Here is an 18,329-nt window from a genome sequence, read left to right on the forward strand (position 1 = left end):
TTAACTTTAATATGAAATTAAAATTATACATAAATATTATAGCATTCTTTTTTGTGTTACCTCACTTAAAAGCACAAACAACTGTACAAGTAAATCAGAGCAGTCATATAGAAGCGAAATATTCTCCTAAAGAACTTATCGAAAAAATTCTTATAGATAATAGTTGTACCGAAGTAACAAATATAACTTCATCTGTTTTTGGAAATCCTTCAGACACTGAAACCAAAAATTATGGGTATTTTAAAAGTAAAACTGGAAGTAATTTTCCTTTTAAAGAAGGTATCGTTATTTCTACAGGAAAAGCTTTTCCGATAGGAGAAGCTATTTTTGGTGATCTAGATTCCCCTACAACAGGGAACACCGATGCTGATCTAAGTAATTCATTAAACGAACCAGAATTAAGAGATGCAAGCGTCATAGAATTTGATTTTGTTCCAAAGTCTGATCATATTAGTTTTCGATATTTAATGGCCTCAGAAGAGTATCAAAGTAATTACCCCTGTAGTTTCGCAGATGGATTCGCCTTCTTATTAAGAAAATCTGGAACAACAAATTATACAAACTTAGCTGTTATACCTAGTACCACTATACCAGTAAGTGTCGTCAATGTTCATGGCACTATTGCTTCTGGATGTCCTGCAAAAAACGAAGCATATTTTGCAGGTAACAATCTTGGTGATACTAATTTTAACGGACGAACAAAAGTATTTATTGCAAAAGCTACAGTAACCCCTAATGTAACTTATCATATAAAGTTAGTTATTGCTGACAATAAAGATAGTCGACTTGATTCTGCTGTTTTTTTAGAAAAAGGTAGTTTTAATTTAGGGTTGAGCTTAGGTACTGATTTCTTATCTTCTAACGGAAACTCAGTTTGTGGAACTGAAAAGACGTTAACCTCAAACATTACTGCGGATAGTTACCAATGGTATAAAGATGATGTTATTATACCTTTAGCAACCCAAAAAGATTATTTAGCTAATTTAGGTAATGGGAAATACACTTGTAAAATTATCAATGGCACATGTAAAGATGAAGATGATATAGTCTTAGAATTTTCTTCAGCCCCAAAAAATAATACAGCAATAAATTCCCTTTTTACTTGTAATAACAATTTAAACGTTAATATAGATTTATCATCCAAAGAAAATGAAATTTTAAATGGTCAAAGCAATGCTGTATTTGAAGTATTATTTTTTTCTGACATAGCGTATACTACAGAAATAGCAACACCTAGTAACTATACGAACCTAACTACTAATGATACTATTTACATTAGAATAAGGAATAGAAGTGCAACAAATTGTTTTGTAGACACCTCTTTTAAATCGATTATTACATCTAAACCAATACCTCAAACCCCTATTAATTATCAAAACTGTGATGATATTATTAATGGAGGAGATACTGATGGTTTTTTCAATAATTTTCTATTAAATACAAAAGATAATGAGATTTTAGGAACCTTAGATCCTGCTATTTACAATGTATCATATCATACAACTTTATCTGGTGCGCAAACAGATAATAATACAGATATAATTACTAAAAACACTCTATATAGAAATACAACAATAAACTCTCAAACTATCTATGTAAGAGTAGAAAACAAGAATAATATTGCTTGTAATGACACTTCTAAAGCTTTTAACTTAGAGGTAAATCCATTACCCGTAATTACAAATAATATTGTAACATTAAAACAGTGTGATACAGATCCTGATTTAAGCACTACTATTAACTTAACCCTTGCTCAAAAAAGTATTTCAACAAATCATATAAACGAAACTTTTAAATACTACCCTACCGAAAGTGATGCTATAAATGACACCGCTGAAATTACAAATCAAACTGCACATCCGGTAACCAATGGTGTTTCTGTTTGGGCAAGAACTTTTTCTAATAAAAACTGTTATCGTATTTCTAAAATTAATATTATTGTTGGCTACTCTACTGATATAGCATACAATAATGAATTTAGATCTTGTGATGATTTTTTAGATATTGACGGCAATAACAATCTTAATAACAACGATACTGACGGTATTACTTTTTTTAACTTAAATACTGTTACAGATAATGTAAAAGCTCTATTCCCAATAGCAAACAGACCTAATTTAGGTGTTTTAATCTTTGAAACGATTGCTGATAGAGATGCTGTTAAAAACCAAATTACCAATCTTTCTAATTATCGAAATAAAAACGTACCAGCAATAACACCACAACCTCTTTATATTAAAATAATTAATACTATAAATAATGATTGTACTGGTCTTGGTCGCTTTACTATTTGGGCTCAACAACCACCTATAGCTAATAATGTAGTTAATTTTGAGCTTTGTGATGATTTTAATAGCGGAGCTTTTGATGATGGCTTAAATACTAATATAAACCTAAGAAATAAAGTTAGTGATATTTTAGGAGCAACGCAAGCAACAACCAACTATACAGTTACTTTTCACACAAGTGCTAGTAATGCTAACTCAGGAAACTCACCTATACCAAATGACACTAATTACACCAATCAAACTAGAGACAAACAAACCATATATGTACGCGTTGTAAATAATAATACTGGCTGTTTTAATGATCACGTAACATTTGATATCATTGTAAACCCACTACCTACAATTATAAATGCAATTCCTAATTTAGAAATCTGTGATATAGCAACCTCTAGTGATGGTGACTCTAGAAATAGGCTTTCCCAAAATATTAATTTATCTGAAAGAGATATAGACGTTCTTAATGGTAGAGACCCAAACTTATTTGAAATTTCTTATCATAGAACTCTTCAAAATGCTATTGACGGTCTACTTCCTCTTAATAAAACAAACTATTCTAATGATCCTGCAACGACAAATTTCCCTGCAAATTTATTAGGAGATGATCCTGCTTCTGAAATTATTCATATTAGCATACAAAATAAAACAACTGGTTGTAGGTATGGCATTGCAACCTTACAACTAATAATACATCCAGAACCAAAAATCCCTTTAAACATCATAGATTACACAGATTGTGATAATCAAACAGATGTTAATACTGATGATGCTAACGGAATTAATGGCGATATAACACTTAAAAATAAAATACCAGAAATATTAACAAACTACCCTATAAATGAACACAGTAATTTCAATATTACATTTCATCAAAACTTAGTTGATGCTCAATCAGGAAATTCACCTCTTGATGAAAACAAATATGAAAACACAGCTAACAATCAAATAATTTACGTTAGAGTAGTTAATAATAAAACTTCTTGTGTAAATACAAACCTAATTTTTAATATTATTATTAACCCTTTACCTAGTTTTACTGTAGATAGTCCTATAATTGTTTGCTTAAATAATCCACAAACGAGATTAGAGCCAATCAATCCTAATGCAACTTATAGTTATAACTGGACATTAAAAGGTGATGCTAAAATTCTTAGTACTGATACTTTTTATGATGTTAGCGTAGGCGGAACCTATATTCTTACAGCAACAATGTTAGACGGTACTTCTTGCAAAAGAAGTAGAGAAATAGTAGTAAATGAATCTATAAATCCAACTTTAAATGATGATGATATTGTTATTGTTGATGATACTAATAACAATGGACTTGACAACTATTCTATAAAAATAATTACTGAAAATAAAAATTTAGGTATTGGTGACTATCAATTCGCTATTATAGATGAAGATAACCTTCAAACTAGTTTTCAAGACGAACCTTTATTCGAAAATATTACAGGTGGACTTTATAAAGTTATAGTTAATGACAAAAATGGATGCTTACCGGATGCTATGCTAGAAATCTCGGTAATTCAATACCCTAAATTCTTTACCCCTAATGGAGATGGAAATAATGACACCTGGAGAATTAAAGGAGCCAATTCTAGTTTTTATCCGTCAAGTAACATTACAATTTTTAACAGATATGGAAAAATTGTAGCCATCGTGCCTATAGATAATCTAGGATGGAACGGAACCTACAAAGGAAAAATACTTCCTTCTAGCGATTACTGGTTTAAAATTCAACTTGTTGATAGAAAAGGAAAAATACATCAACATCAAGGGCACTTCTCTTTACTTAGAAGGTAATAATAACTTTTTACAACAAATAAATACGGATAGTTTTTCACCTAAACTATCCGTATTTTTGTTGCATGGACTTTGAATTACACTCAGATTTTAAACCTACTGGCGATCAGCCAACAGCAATAAAACAATTAGTTAACGGACTAATATCAGAAGAAAAACACCAAACTCTTTTAGGAGTTACAGGTTCTGGAAAAACTTTTACAGTAGCCAATGTTGTTGCAGAAGTCAACCGTCCTACTTTAGTCTTAGCTCACAACAAAACTTTGGCTGCACAATTATATTCAGAATTTAAGCAATTCTTCCCTAACAATGCTGTTGAGTATTTTGTTTCATATTATGATTACTATCAACCAGAAGCATACATACCTGTTACCGGTACTTTTATAGAAAAAGACTTATCTATTAATGATGAAATAGAACGCTTACGAATTAGCACCTCCTCTTCCCTTCTCTCTGGCCGTAGAGATATTATAGTTATTGCATCTGTTTCGTGTTTATATGGTATTGGTAACCCTAATGAATTTAAAAAAAATGTAATTCCAATAAAGGTAGATCAACAAGTACCACGTACAAAATTCTTACATCAATTAGTTACTAGTTTATATTCAAGAACAGAAGTAGAAATAAAAAGTGGAACATTTAAAGTAAAAGGTGATGTTGTTACTATTTACCCATCTTATGGAGATAGTGGGTATCGTATTCACTTTTTTGGAGATGAAATTGAAGAAATTGAAACTTTTAATATTGAAGACAATCAAGTAATTGAAAAATTAAGTGAATTAACAATTTACCCTGCAAACCTATTTGTTACCTCACCAGATGTATTACAAAATGCCATTCATAAAATACAAGATGATATGGTAAATCACGTAGCTTATCTTAAAGAAATTGGGAAACACTTAGAAGCAAAACGTTTATTAGAACGTACTGAGTTCGATTTAGAAATGATGCGTGAATTAGGGTATTGCTCTGGTATCGAAAACTATTCTAGATATTTAGACGGAAGAGAACCAGGAACTCGACCATTCTGTTTATTAGATTATTTCCCAGAAGACTATTTAATGGTAATTGATGAAAGTCATGTTACCATTCCGCAAACACACGCAATGTATGGTGGCGATAGAAGCAGAAAAGAAAACTTAGTAGAATACGGATTTCGTTTACCTGCTGCGATGGACAATCGTCCTTTAAAGTTTGATGAATTTGAACTATTACAAAACCAAGTAATTTATGTTTCTGCAACTCCTGCTGATTATGAGTTACAAAAAACTGAAGGTGTATTTGTTGAGCAAGTAATTCGACCAACAGGATTATTAGACCCTATAATAGAAGTACGCCCTAGCTTGAATCAGATTGATGATTTAATTGAAGAAATTCAAATAAGAGTAGAAAAAGATGAACGTACTTTAGTTACTACCTTAACAAAACGTATGGCAGAGGAATTAGCAAAATACTTAACCCGAATTCAAATTCGTTGTCGTTACATTCATTCTGATGTAGATACTTTAGAGCGTGTACAAATAATGCAAGATTTACGAAAAGGAATATTTGATGTTTTAATTGGTGTAAACTTACTTCGTGAAGGATTGGACTTACCCGAAGTGTCTTTAGTTGCTATTTTAGATGCCGATAAAGAAGGTTTCTTACGTAGCCACCGATCTATAACGCAAACTGTTGGTAGAGCAGCAAGAAATGTTAACGGTCGTGCAATTTTATATGCTGATAAAGTTACCAATAGTATGCAACGTACCATGGATGAAACAGATCGTCGCCGAGAAAAGCAAATAAACTACAACACTAAAAACGGAATTACACCAACCCAAATTAACAAGAAATTAGATAACACACTTTCAAAAGAAACAACTGCTACCTATCAATACGATAACGCAATCCAAAAAGCAGCAGAACAAGATTTAGAATATTTACCTAAAGAAGAAATAGAAAAACGTATTCGTGCAAAACGTAAACAAATGGAAGAAGCTGCAAAATCTTTAGATTTTATGGTAGCCGCTCAATTGCGTGATGAAATTGCTGTTTTAAGGAAAAATTTGGGGTAGTTATAACTTAATAATTATCAAACCATGAAAATCATAAAAATAACAGACAACTTACCCTTGTAAATAATCTAAAAAGAATTATTTAAATTGAAAAAATGGATGTATTACTAGAAAATATTAAAACCTATATCACTTTAAATAAAGAAGAACTGTCACTCCTTGAAAAAAAAACCACAAAAAAAACTTACCATAAAAAGGAAATAATTTTTGAAGAAGGAAAAATATCTAATGAAATATACTTTGTATCTAAAGGTTGTGTTAGACTGTTCTATAATGTTGACGGAACGGACAAAACAGCTTTTTTTTATACCGAAGGTCAATTTATTTGTGCAGGTGAAAGCTTTACCTTTAATATCCCTGCCATAGAAAACTATCAAGCAATTGACCATACAGAATTAATAATTTTCACAAAATCTGATATTGAAATTCTTACGAAACAGCTACCTAAAATGGAAATAATTGCACGTGTAGCTGTAGAAAACGAACTTATAACAAGTCAAAAAGTAATTGCTTCATTCGTAACAAAATCACCCGAAGAAAGATACCTCGAGTTGCTTAAAACTAAAAAAGAATTATTTCAACGCGCACCTCAACAATATATAGCTTCTTTTTTAGGAATATCTCCTGAAACTTTAAGTAGAATAAAAAAACGAGTATATAATAAAGAACGTTCTTGACGTTCGTCAAGAAAAATAATACCTGCAATAATTAATTTTGTTGTTAAATAAAACAAAATGAAGAAAGTACTAGTAGCAGGAGCCACGGGATATTTAGGGCAATATGTGGTAAAAGAACTTAAAAATAGAGGTTTTTGGGTAAGAGTATTAATTAGAAAAGAAACTCAAAAAAATAAATTTCAAGATGTTGATGATTTTTTCATTGGACATATTACAGATTCAGACAGCATAAAAGGGGTAACGAATAATATTGATTGGGTTTTTTCTTCAATTGGTATTACTAAGCAAAAAGATGGAATGACATATATGGATGTTGACTATCAAGGCAACTCAAATCTTTTACAAGAAGCATTAAAAGACAAAGTTGAAGCTTTTCAATATATATCAGCTATTAACGGAGACAAACTAAAAAACTTAAAAATATTTGAAGCTAAAGAAAAGTTTGTTGACGAACTTAAAAACTCAAAAATAAACCATTCTATTTTACGCCCAAATGGATTCTTCTCTGATATGAAAGATTTCTTAAATATGGCAAAAAACGGTAAGGTATATTTATTTGGAGATGGTAAATGTAAATTAAACCCAATACACGGAGCCGATTTAGCAAAAGTTTGTGTAGATAATTTGAGTAAAGGAATTAAAGAAGAGACTGCTGGAGGAGTAGATATTTTAAGTCAGAACGATTTAGCCAAACTAGCATTAGAAGCTTGGAAAAAACCTATTAAAATTAGTTATTTACCAGATTGGAGTAGAAGATTTATTATTTGGTTTCTAAGAACATTTACATCTTCAAAAACCTACGGCCCTTATGAATTCTTTTTAACATCTATGGCTTTTGACCACATTGCTAATGAATACGGAACTCACCATCTTGAAGATTTTTTTGAACAAGAAGTAAAAAAAATGAAGCAAAAATGAATAAAAGTAAAACTCAAAAAAAATCAATATCGATAACAAGGTTTTAGAATAAAAAATCCTCACTTTTTACAAAGTGAGGATTTTTTTATATTTAACTAAAAACTAATTATTAAGCTCCTAAAACTTCTGTAACTTTATCTACAGATTCTTAAAAATCAGCAGTATAAATAATTTCCATTCCACTATTGTCAATTAAATCTTTTGCTTCCTTTGCATTTGTTCCTTGTAAATGGCAAATAATAGGCACATTAATTTTGTCGCCCATGCTTTTGTAAGCAGCTACAACACCTTGAGCAACATGATTCGAATAATATCTCCCTTGAAATATTTAGACCTCATAATTGTTATTTTGAGGAAAAACCTTTAATTCTCACTTCCCCATGGAGCACTTGGAGTTTCAACTTCTTTTGTTAAATCAAACTTTACAGAGAAGAACCTATCGGTTCCTATTCTACGTAAATTATAGGTAAAACTTGTTTTATCAATAGTTACCCACCAAACATTATTAGAAGCATACGGAATTAAACTCGCGGTGTGTTTATCTGCTGGGAAGAATTGAATATTTTCTAATCCCATATTTGGATTAGAGCCACCATATTGAGTTATTTTATCTTCTAATCCATTTTTATGTCGATGATCGTGTTTTAATTTAATTAATTTATCTGTGCTCATTGTAAAAACCCAAGTACGAGATTTATTATCACCAACAAAAAATGGAATTCTAATCGTGTTCTCTTTACAAGAACGAATATGCATTACTAATTTTTCTCCAGTAAAACCATCTCCTTCTTTTCCTCCTGCTATTATTTCTCCTTCAAAAGCCTTTCCACAATGAGCTTCTAGTTTATTCCAAAATAATTCAGAATTCGATTTTTCTTGTGCGATTAACTGTAGAGGAAATAAAATTAGTAATAATATTTTTTTCATTATTTGTAAATTATATATTATTTAGAGTTTAACAAGATAATTTAAAAAAACAAAAACGCCTCACAAATTGTGAGGCGTTTTAAGTATCTAAATCTAACTAAGAATTAAATATATTTTTAAGCTCCTAAAACTTCTGCAACTTTATCTGCAGCTTCTTGAAACTCAGTAGCAGAAATAATTTCCATTCCGCTATTGTCAATTAATTCTTTTGCTTCTTTTGCATTTGTTCCTTGTAAACGACAAATAATAGGCACATTAATTTTGTCTCCCATACTTTTGTATGCATCTACAACACCTTGAGCAACACGATCACAACGAACGATTCCTCCAAAAATGTTTACTAAAATTGCTTTTACGTTTGTATCTTTTAAAATAATTCCAAAAGCTTTTTCAACACGCTCAGCATCTGCAGTACCACCAACATCTAAAAAGTTAGCTGGCTCACCACCTGCTTGTTTAATTAAATCCATAGTTCCCATTGCTAAACCAGCTCCGTTAACCATACATCCAACATTTCCATCTAAATCTACATAATTTAAACCTGCAGCTTTAGCTTCTACTTCAATAGGGTTTTCTTCACGTAAATCACGCATTGCTGCATAATCTTTATGACGATATAAAGCGTTTTCATCTAAAGTAACTTTAGCATCAACAGCCATAATTTTATCATCAGATGTTTTTAACACAGGGTTAATTTCAAACATTGCTGAATCTGATTTTACATACGCAGTATATAAAGCAGTAACAAACTTTGTCATTTCTTTTAATGCAGCTCCGCTTAAACCTAAGTTAAAAGCAATTTTACGAGCTTGAAAAGGCATTAATCCTAAAGAAGGATCAATTTCTTCTGTAAAAATTAAATGTGGCGTTTCTTCTGCTACTGTTTCAATATCCATACCACCTTCAGTAGAATACATAACCATGTTTCTACCAGTTGCACGATTTAATAAAACCGACATATAATATTCATCTGGTTCACTAGCTCCAGGATAATACACATCCTCACAGATTAAAACCTGATTTACTAATTTACCTTCAGCTGACGTTTGAGGAGTAATTAACATCATTCCTAAAATATCATTAGAAATACTTTTTACCTCGTCTAAGTTTTTAGCTAACTTAACTCCACCTCCTTTTCCACGACCACCTGCGTGTACTTGTGCTTTTATTACGTGCCAACCTGTACCTGTTTCTTCAGTTAATTTCTTTGCTGCTTCAACAGCTTCTTCTGGTGTATTTGCAACAACTCCGCGTTGAATACGAACCCCAAAACTGTTTAATATTTCTTTACCTTGATATTCGTGTAAGTTCATTAGATATGAATTTTTAAAGTCGAACAAAAATACAAATTCAAATTATAATACATTACTATTTATTATAATTATTACTTTTTTTATTGCAACATTTTTTTGCATTTTTTTAACATTATAACTGTAACTAATACTTTTTTAACGTGTCCTTAAGGTAATTAACATGAATTTGTGATTTAAAAACATAAATCCTAAATATTTTTGTAACTATTTATAGCCATCGATCAATTATGTACAGAAGCATCACATTATTAGTTCCTTTCTTATTTATTTCTTTAGGAATAACAGCGCAAGAAAGTAATAAACGCAGAAAGAAATTAAATGCTACTCGTGTGGGTTCTCCGCCAAAAATAGATGGTATATTAGAAGAATCTGTATGGAATAACATACCTGTCGCAAAAGATTTTGTAATGATGCGACCTACTAATGGCGAAAAAGAGCCTAATACACATAAGACTGAAGTTAAATTAGTCTATGATGATGAAGCAATATACGTAAGTGCTTTAATGTACTCTCCTGATCCTTCTAAAATACCTGCTGAATTTAACAATAGAGATCGTATAGGTAATTCTGATTTTTTTATGTTAATGATTAACCCAAATGATGATGGGCAAAATCCAACATCATTTATTGTAACAGCGGCTGGAGTTCAAGCAGACTCAAAAGTTTCTACAGGTAGAGAAGATTTTAATTGGAACGCCGTATGGGAAAGCGCTATTAAAATAAACGATAATAATTGGTCTGTAGAAATGAAAATACCCTATAGAGCATTACGTTTTGCGAACAGACCTATACAATCATGGGGCTTTAATTTTCACAGAGAAGTAAAAAACATAAATGCTCGTTTTACTTGGAGTCATATTGATAATACTAAAGGAAGCTGGACACAATATGATGGTTTAGTTGAAAACTTTAAAAACATTACTCCACCTACTCGTTTAAACTTTTACCCATATGCTTCTGCAACAACAAGTACTTTCGAAGGAAAAACAGATTTTGATTGGAGTGTTGGTATGGATTTAAAATACGGACTTACAGAAAATTTTACATTAGACGCTACTTTAATCCCAGATTTTGGTCAAACTGCTTTTGATAATGTAACTTTAAACTTAGGCCCTTTTGAACAACAATTTTCTGAACAAAGACAATTTTTTACAGAAGGAACTGAATTATTTACAAAAGGACGTTTGTTTTATTCTCGTAGAGTTGGGGGTTCCCCTATAAACTCAGCATCAGTAGATGAAGATATAGAAACACTAATTGATTCACCTGAAAAAGTACAAATGCTTAATGCTATAAAAATTTCAGGAAGAACAAAAAACGGTTTAGGTATTGGTTTTTTTAATGCCATTACGGGTAAAACTGAAGCTACCATTCAAAACAACACAACAAAAGAGGTTCGAAAAGAAGTTATTAATCCTCTTTCTAATTACAATATCTTAGTTTTAGATCAACAATTTAATCAAAATTCAGCAGTAACATTAATAAATACAAATGTTACTAGAGATGGTAGTTTTAGAGATGCAAATGTTACTGGTTTACTTTGGCATGTTGAGGATAAAAAAAGCAGATACAATATAGATGGCTCATTTAAAATGAGTAATATTTATGATGATGAAGACAATCCTAATACAGGTTACACCTTTGATACTAGTATTGGTAAACAATCTGGTAATTGGAGAGGTGAAGTTGGTTATAATTTAGAAGATAAAAACTTCAATCCAAACGATTTAGGTATTTTATTTAGTAATAACGAACAAACTATCTATGGTTTCGCTTCGTATTTATTATTAAAACCAAAAGGTATTTTTAATGATTATAGAATTAACATGCGTTACAATGTTAATTTCTTACATAAACCTGATACATATACAGGTACTAACTTACATTTATCTTTTAGAGCGCAAACTAAAAAACGTTTTGGTTTCGGAGCAAACCTTAACTATAGCACTGAAAGAAAAGATTTTAATGAATCAAGAGAAGGTAATACTAGTGGTATTTATTTTAAAAGACCTGAAAGACTAAACATAAATCATTGGGGGTCTACCGACTACAGAAAGAAATTTGCTATTGATTATAACTGGTATTATACTTTCTTTAAAAACAATCCAAAAGAAAGTTACGGTTTTAGAATATCTCCTAGGTATCGTTTTAACAACCAGTTTTCTTTAATTTATGGCTTTAGATATGGGCATACAAATAACGATCAAGGTTTTGCTAATAAAATTGATCAAGATGATATAGATGAAAACCCTACTCATGCTCCTTTTTTAGATGAAATTATTTTCGGCCAAAGAAATTGGACAACCTACAATAATTCTTTAACAGGTAAATATAGTTTTAGTACAAAATCATCCCTTTCATTATCTTTTAGACATAATTGGAGTAAAGTTCCTTATGAAAATCAATTTTACACATTAAACAAAACGGATGGAGCGTTAACTGAAACTAATTATAATGATATTCATGATAAAAATTTTAACAGTTGGAATTTAGATGTAAACTATTTGTGGCAATTCGCTCCTGGTAGTCAATTAATTGCTTTTTACAGAAATTCTATATCTAATAATAATGAAGATGCTAATCAAAAATTTTCTGAAAACATAGAAAATCTTTTAGCAGAATCTAATCGACATACTTTTTCTGTTAGACTTGTTTATTTTATTGATTACAATAACGTAAAAAAATATTTATAATTTGAAATCAGATAACCTTTAAAGTTTATCTGATTTCTTTTTTATACATTCGTTATATTGAATATAAAACTATGATTGTTGCTAAAAATATCCATAAAAGCTATGGTGATGTTGAAATACTTAAAGGTGTTAACCTTCATATTAAAAAAGGAGAAATTGTTGCTATTGTTGGTCCTTCCGGAGCAGGAAAGACAACTTTACTTCAAATTTTAGGAACCTTAGATAGACCACAAACAACAGAAAATTACGAGTTGTTTCTTAACGAAGTTTCTATAAAAAATTTTAGTGACAAGGAAATTTCTTCCTTTAGAAACAAACATATTGGCTTCATATTTCAGTTCCATCAATTATTACCTGAATTTACAGCTTTAGAAAATGTTTGTATACCTGCTTTCATTGGTGGAAAACCCAAATTACAAACTGAAAAAAGAGCAAAAGAATTACTTAATTTTTTAGGATTATCGCATAGAGAAAGTCATAAACCAAATGAACTTTCTGGCGGAGAACAACAACGTGTAGCTGTTGCCAGAGCTTTAATTAACGAACCCTCAGTTATTTTTGCTGATGAACCTTCTGGTAATTTAGATTCTACTTCTGCTGAAAATTTACATAAATTATTTTTTGAATTACGAGATAAATTCGGACAAACCTTTGTTTTAGTAACCCACAACAAAGAATTAGCTGAAATGGCAGACCGCACTCTAACTATGAAAGACGGAATTATAACAAATCCTGAAAATATAAATCTTAACAATGTTAGTACTGAATTTACTTCAACTAATAATTTAACATCAACTAATAATAAATATAAAGCCCGAAAATTATTTTTAGGAGGTATCGGTGCTTTAACAGCAGGTTCTATTGGTATATTTTTTGGAACAAATTGGAGTTTAATTACAGGAATTCCTTTAACTTTAGTGGGACTATACGGTTTTATTTTTGGGGCAAAAAACATTTTTTTTACTAAAAAATAATATTACAATAAATCCTTTTGTAACAAACATCTCTTTTTAACTACTTATTAGCAAATAGATTTATAATGAAAGAGACATTCAGTGAATTAATTAAATATTTAAAAGCACCTGTTTTAGAAGAAGATAACAATCGAGATAATTTTTACCGATTCAAAAAATTCTTCCATTTACTTATTATAAGTATACTTACAGCAGCTTTATTATCTCCTTTATTTGCTCTAATAGAGCATTTAGGTTGGATAGATATGAATACACATGCTATGGAAGAGTTAATGAAAAACATGTCTAAAACAAAAGTTTTTCTATTTGCAGTCTTAGCCGCTCCCTTATTTGAAGAGTTATTTTTTAGAGCACCTGTAACATTATTTCATAATAAGAAATATTTCAAAATAGTTTTTTACGTTTTTGCTATTGTTTTTGGATTTATCCATTTATCTAATTTTCATATAACCACTAATGTGCTTATATTAGCTCCTATTTTAGTAGCTCCACAAATAATTTTAGGTGGCTATTTAGGCTTTATTAGAGTACGCTTCGGTTTAATTTGGAGTATTCTTTTACACGCTAGCTATAATGCTTTTTTTGTTTTAATTAGTTTTGCAGTAGATTTAATATAATATGAACAAAACAGAACTTAAAGAATTTCTTGACGAAAAAGTAATAAAATACAATAACCCTGATTTTATAGAAAGTGACCCTATTCAAATTCCACATCAGTTTTCTTTAAAAGAAGATATTGAAATAGCTGGTTTTTTAGCAGCAACTATTGCTTGGGGAAATAGAAAAATGATTATTCGTAATGCATTAAAAATGGTTGAGTTACTAGGAAACTCTCCATATGACTTTGTTATGAATCATACTGAAGATGATCTAGCTAATTTTGATGGCTTTGTGCACCGTACTTTTAATGCTGACGATTTTAAATTCTTTATAAAATCACTCAAAAACATCTATACAAACCATAACGGATTAGAAGCTGTTTTAGCTACTAAAAATACCAATAACTATCAATTAGCAATACATCACTTTAAACAAATTTTCTTTGAAGTACACCATCAACAAAGAACCTTAAAGCATGTTTCTGACCCTTTAAAAGGCTCAGCATCTAAAAGAATAAACATGTTTCTCCGTTGGATGGTTCGTAATGATAAAACCGGAGTAGATTTAGGCGTTTGGAAAACACATTCACCATCTCATTTACATTGTCCGTTAGATGTACATTCAGGAAACGTAGCTCGTAAATTAGGAATTTTAACTAGAAAACAAAACGACTGGAAAGCTTTAACTGAATTAGATATCACTTTACGAAGTTTTGATGAAGGTGATCCTGTAAAATATGATTTTGCTTTATTTGGTTTGGGTGTTTTTGAAAAATTTTAAACATCTATTAAAATATTCATCTCTATAAATACAAACTATCTCTCCTTACTATACTAGTACCTATATTCTATGTTTAGTAACCTCTTAGTACATTCGTATTTTTCTACCGAAATTAATTTTACTTTTATTTACGTATGCTATAAATACATAAAAAAAGAACACCTTCCTTTTACAAGTCTAGTACCAAATCACATAAGGTTTTACCTAATCTGAACTACAAACAGCAATTATATTTTTTTACCTCATCAATATCTCCCCATTAAACCATATAATCCCAATCATTTTCACAGTTAATAAACAAGAAAAAAACAAACACTTAACCAATTCATTTTCAAACAATAACAACAACAAAAAAACATAAAAACTATTTAAATTATGAAAGAAAATTATACTAAATCGTTTTTTCATGTATTAACAAACTAGCAAAATAAGGCTAATAATCATTGTCATTTGTAAGTACCTTAAAGTTATTTATAGGTTAAAATAAGTTGTTTGCATATTTTATTTTTTAAAGGGGCTTTAAAAATAGAGATTTAACCACTTATTAATAAGTAATTTAAAACACAAACAATGAAAAAAAATCTAGTCCCCTCACAAATTTATTGGTTAATGAATAAGAAAATTCGGATGCTTATTCTCGTTTTCTTTTTCTCAATTATCAATCAAACTTTTTCTAGTGAAAAAGAGGTCTATTCTGAAACATTAACTTCAAAATACTCCTCCAAAACAGAAATCCCTAACACATCAACTCAAATTAATGAGTTAATAAATAAAGAACTATGGAATACTTTATTTCCATATAGATTCGGAGCTAAAAATACAGGAAGCGATGGTTGGGTATTAGACCCTGCTGATGATTTTTACACATACGAATCTTTTATTGATGCTATTAATCGAATGAGTAAAATTAAAGTAATTTTTGAACGCAGGTGTGGTACAAATGCATACAAGGTTACTCGCGTAGATAAAATAACTAATGTTTCTAAACTAATTCGATCAGATGTTGATTTTGATGCTCCTAGAAACAGTGAAAAAGAAATTCTTATAGAAGAAGTTGATTACGGATTATTTTTAAAAGAAGGTAATCTTGAAACTAGAAAGAGAGAAATAACTGCTTTTTTTGCAAACATATCACATGAAACAACAGGTGGCTGGCCAACGGCTCCAGGAGGGCAATTTTCATGGGGTCTTCACTTTAGAGAAGAACCAACGCAAGCTTCATATGCATATCCAGATGTTAATTATCCACCAACGCCTGGTAAATCTTATAAAGGTAGAGGTCCAATTCAATTGTCATACAATTATAATTATGGTCCTGCTAGTGAGTTTATATTTGGAGATAAACAAGTTTTGCTAGATAATCCTGAAAAAATAATAGAAGATGCTGCATTAGCTTTTCAAACAGCCATTTGGTTTTGGATGACTCCACAATACCCTAAACCTTCTGCACACAATGTAATGGTAAATGAATGGATTCCTAATGAATTAGATATTTCTAAAAATAGGGTACCTGGATTAGGAATGACAGTAAATATTATTAATGGAGGTGTAGAATGTGGACAAGGAACAGAAAAGCCTCAAGTATTAGATCGAATTGGATATTATAAAAGATTTACAACTATTTATGAAGTCGGAACTGATATGGATGGTGTTAATGACCTTTCTGATTGTGGATGTAAAGACATGAGTAAGTACGGTGGTGATTCTGCTGATTTAACAGCTGAACCATGTGCACAAAAACCTCAAATTACATTTTCTAGCCCTGTAAATGACCAAATATTCAAGCAAACTACATTTACAGCGATTCCTGTTACTTTAGTAATAGATGAAAAAAATACGCAATTAAAAAGCGTTACTACATCAATAGGAAATCAAACCTTTAATGGTGTAACATTTAACTGGACACCGTCTAGCTATAAAGCGCATACAATAACATCAAATGCTGTTTTTGTAAACGGAACTAGCGCAACATCTTCAATTAAAGTTATTGTTTGGGATGGAGTGAATATAGATTGTCAAGAAATTACAGAATGGAGTTCTACCAAAATCTATAGCAAAAAAGATAATTATGTTAAATATAATAATATCATTTATAGAAACAAATGGTATGCAGGTAGCGGTAGTACCCCTGGCATAGATTCTGTATGGGAATTTATTAAAGAATGTGATATTATTGATGTTTCCGCTCCAGTTATAACATGGGAATCTCCTGCTAATGGACAAATTATTGAACAAGATGTACTTTCATCAATAACCTTAGAAGCTAAAGCTACAGATGCTGACGGTACTATTAAATCATTTAATTTTAAACAAGGTACTACTACTATTTCTGCTACTCTATCTGGAAATAGTTATGAGGCAAATTATACACCTACAGCATACGGGAAAGTAACAATTATAGCATCAGCTACTGATAATGACAATAACACTACAGAAAAAGAAATTACTTTTACTGTAAAAAAAGTAGGTGTAGTTGACAATAAAGCACCGTCAGTAAATATTATATCTCCAGGCAACAATACTTCTTTTAATGTAGGAGAAACTATTGCTATTACAGCAAATGCTTCTGATAGTGATGGAACAATTGCTAGTGTAGCATTTTTTAATAATGGAGCTAAAATAGGTGAAAGTACCACTACACCATATAATTATGTAATTACAAATTCAACTGTAGGTAATCATACATTAACTGCAATAGCAACCGATAATGAAGGAGCAAAAACAACATCTTCTCCTATTGCTATTACAGTATCTGAAGTTGTAAGTGGAGGCTGCGGAACAACACAACAATACGCAGCAGGTACATCTTATAAACTGAATGAAGAAGTTGTTAATCAAGGCGAAAAATTTAAATGTAACATTCCTGGATGGTGTTCATCAACCGCAGCATGGGCTTACGCTCCTAGTACTGGTACTTATTGGGAAATGGCATGGGAAAGTGTTGGCGTATGCTCTAATAAATTAGAAAAAAATTACAATTATACTATACCTTCTAATGCAACAAATAATATTGTAGATCTTACTATAAAAGCAAAGAATGCTTCTGCTGTTAAAATTGATCTATACAATATTTCAGGAAGATTAATTAAATCACAATCTTTCTCTAAAAATGAAGTGAAAAATATAAAAGCATTTACTGAATACTTAACAAATTTTGAACGTGGTTTATACTTTTTCAAAATTCATATAGATAATAACATCTATTTCAAAAAAATAATTAAAAATAATTAAAACCTTTTTTTAGATAGTTTACTCTTCAAATTAACAAAACATAAGCTATCTATATAATTAACTATATA

General features: G+C 30.4%; 10 protein-coding genes and 2 pseudogenes. 9 read left to right on the forward strand and 3 right to left on the reverse strand.

The window, feature by feature from the left end:
• Positions 1–11: 11 nt before the first annotated feature.
• The 4 genes from CXF68_RS18875 to CXF68_RS18890 all read left to right on the forward strand — a co-directional run bounded on the left by CXF68_RS18875 (position 12) and on the right by CXF68_RS18890 (position 7,743).
• The gene (locus CXF68_RS18875; RefSeq protein ID WP_101046728.1) at positions 12–4,091 is read left to right on the forward strand and encodes a choice-of-anchor L domain-containing protein; all 4,080 of its coding nucleotides are present in this window, start codon (positions 12–14) and stop codon (positions 4,089–4,091) included.
• 65 nt (positions 4,092–4,156) lie between these two features.
• Entirely contained in the window at positions 4,157–6,148 is a 1,992-nt protein-coding gene (uvrB, locus tag CXF68_RS18880; protein ID WP_101046730.1) for an excinuclease ABC subunit UvrB, read from the forward strand.
• 95 nt (positions 6,149–6,243) lie between these two features.
• A complete protein-coding gene (locus tag CXF68_RS18885) occupies positions 6,244–6,825 on the forward strand; it encodes a Crp/Fnr family transcriptional regulator (protein ID WP_101046732.1) in 582 nt (193 codons plus the stop codon).
• Between the two features lie 57 nt (positions 6,826–6,882).
• On the forward strand, positions 6,883–7,743 hold the full coding sequence (locus tag CXF68_RS18890) for an SDR family oxidoreductase (RefSeq protein ID WP_101046734.1): 861 nt from the start codon (positions 6,883–6,885) through the stop codon (positions 7,741–7,743).
• Between the two features lie 148 nt (positions 7,744–7,891).
• On the opposite strand, the pseudogene sucC (CXF68_RS18895) reads toward CXF68_RS18890, so the two are convergent.
• From sucC (CXF68_RS18895) to sucC (CXF68_RS18905), 3 genes and pseudogenes are all read right to left on the reverse strand, one after another.
• Positions 7,892–8,071, reverse strand: a pseudogene (gene sucC, locus CXF68_RS18895) (succinate--CoA ligase subunit beta); the annotation flags it as partial.
• A 35-nt stretch (positions 8,072–8,106) separates the two neighbouring features.
• Positions 8,107–8,670 (reverse strand): hypothetical protein, encoded by a 564-nt coding sequence (locus CXF68_RS18900; protein WP_101046736.1) that lies wholly within the window; start codon positions 8,668–8,670, stop codon positions 8,107–8,109.
• Between the two features lie 116 nt (positions 8,671–8,786).
• Positions 8,787–9,983 (reverse strand): ADP-forming succinate--CoA ligase subunit beta, encoded by a 1,197-nt coding sequence (gene sucC, locus CXF68_RS18905; RefSeq protein ID WP_101046738.1) that lies wholly within the window; start codon positions 9,981–9,983, stop codon positions 8,787–8,789.
• A 227-nt stretch (positions 9,984–10,210) separates the two neighbouring features.
• Here sucC (CXF68_RS18905) and CXF68_RS18910 point away from each other — a divergent pair, with 227 nt between their 5' ends.
• The 5 genes and pseudogenes from CXF68_RS18910 to CXF68_RS18930 all read left to right on the forward strand — a co-directional run bounded on the left by CXF68_RS18910 (position 10,211) and on the right by CXF68_RS18930 (position 18,261).
• Positions 10,211–12,676 carry a DUF5916 domain-containing protein gene (locus tag CXF68_RS18910; RefSeq protein WP_101046740.1) on the forward strand — a complete coding sequence of 822 codons (2,466 nt, stop codon included), beginning with the start codon at positions 10,211–10,213 and terminating at the stop codon, positions 12,674–12,676.
• A gap of 71 nt (positions 12,677–12,747) precedes the next feature.
• A pseudogene (locus CXF68_RS18915) lies at positions 12,748–13,401 on the forward strand (ABC transporter ATP-binding protein); the annotation flags it as partial.
• A gap of 314 nt (positions 13,402–13,715) precedes the next feature.
• Positions 13,716–14,267, forward strand: a complete 552-nt coding sequence (locus CXF68_RS18920; RefSeq protein ID WP_101046742.1) for a CPBP family intramembrane glutamic endopeptidase — start codon at positions 13,716–13,718, stop codon at positions 14,265–14,267.
• Position 14,268: 1 nt separating this feature from the next.
• Positions 14,269–15,030 (forward strand): TIGR02757 family protein, encoded by a 762-nt coding sequence (locus CXF68_RS18925; protein ID WP_101046744.1) that lies wholly within the window; start codon positions 14,269–14,271, stop codon positions 15,028–15,030.
• 570 nt (positions 15,031–15,600) lie between these two features.
• Positions 15,601–18,261 carry a glycoside hydrolase family 19 protein gene (locus CXF68_RS18930; protein WP_101046746.1) on the forward strand — a complete coding sequence of 887 codons (2,661 nt, stop codon included), beginning with the start codon at positions 15,601–15,603 and terminating at the stop codon, positions 18,259–18,261.
• Positions 18,262–18,329 lie beyond the last annotated feature (68 nt).

It is taken from the genome of Tenacibaculum sp. Bg11-29 (assembly GCF_002836595.1).
Classification (GTDB): domain Bacteria; phylum Bacteroidota; class Bacteroidia; order Flavobacteriales; family Flavobacteriaceae; genus Polaribacter.

Bases quoted from the DNA above. Each gene is read 5' to 3' on its own strand.
- uvrB (WP_101046730.1), top strand. From the start codon at position 4,157: ATGGACTTTGAATTACACTCAGATTTTAAACCTACTGGCGATCAGCCA.
- CXF68_RS18885 (WP_101046732.1), top strand. From the start codon at position 6,244: ATGGATGTATTACTAGAAAATATTAAAACCTATATCACTTTAAATAAA.
- CXF68_RS18925 (WP_101046744.1), top strand. From the start codon at position 14,269: ATGAACAAAACAGAACTTAAAGAATTTCTTGACGAAAAAGTAATAAAA.
- sucC (WP_101046738.1), bottom strand. From the start codon at position 9,983: ATGAACTTACACGAATATCAAGGTAAAGAAATATTAAACAGTTTTGGG.
- CXF68_RS18930 (WP_101046746.1), top strand. From the start codon at position 15,601: ATGAAAAAAAATCTAGTCCCCTCACAAATTTATTGGTTAATGAATAAG.
- CXF68_RS18875 (WP_101046728.1), top strand. From the start codon at position 12: ATGAAATTAAAATTATACATAAATATTATAGCATTCTTTTTTGTGTTA.
- CXF68_RS18910 (WP_101046740.1), top strand. From the start codon at position 10,211: ATGTACAGAAGCATCACATTATTAGTTCCTTTCTTATTTATTTCTTTA.
- CXF68_RS18920 (WP_101046742.1), top strand. From the start codon at position 13,716: ATGAAAGAGACATTCAGTGAATTAATTAAATATTTAAAAGCACCTGTT.
- CXF68_RS18900 (WP_101046736.1), bottom strand. From the start codon at position 8,670: ATGAAAAAAATATTATTACTAATTTTATTTCCTCTACAGTTAATCGCA.
- CXF68_RS18890 (WP_101046734.1), top strand. From the start codon at position 6,883: ATGAAGAAAGTACTAGTAGCAGGAGCCACGGGATATTTAGGGCAATAT.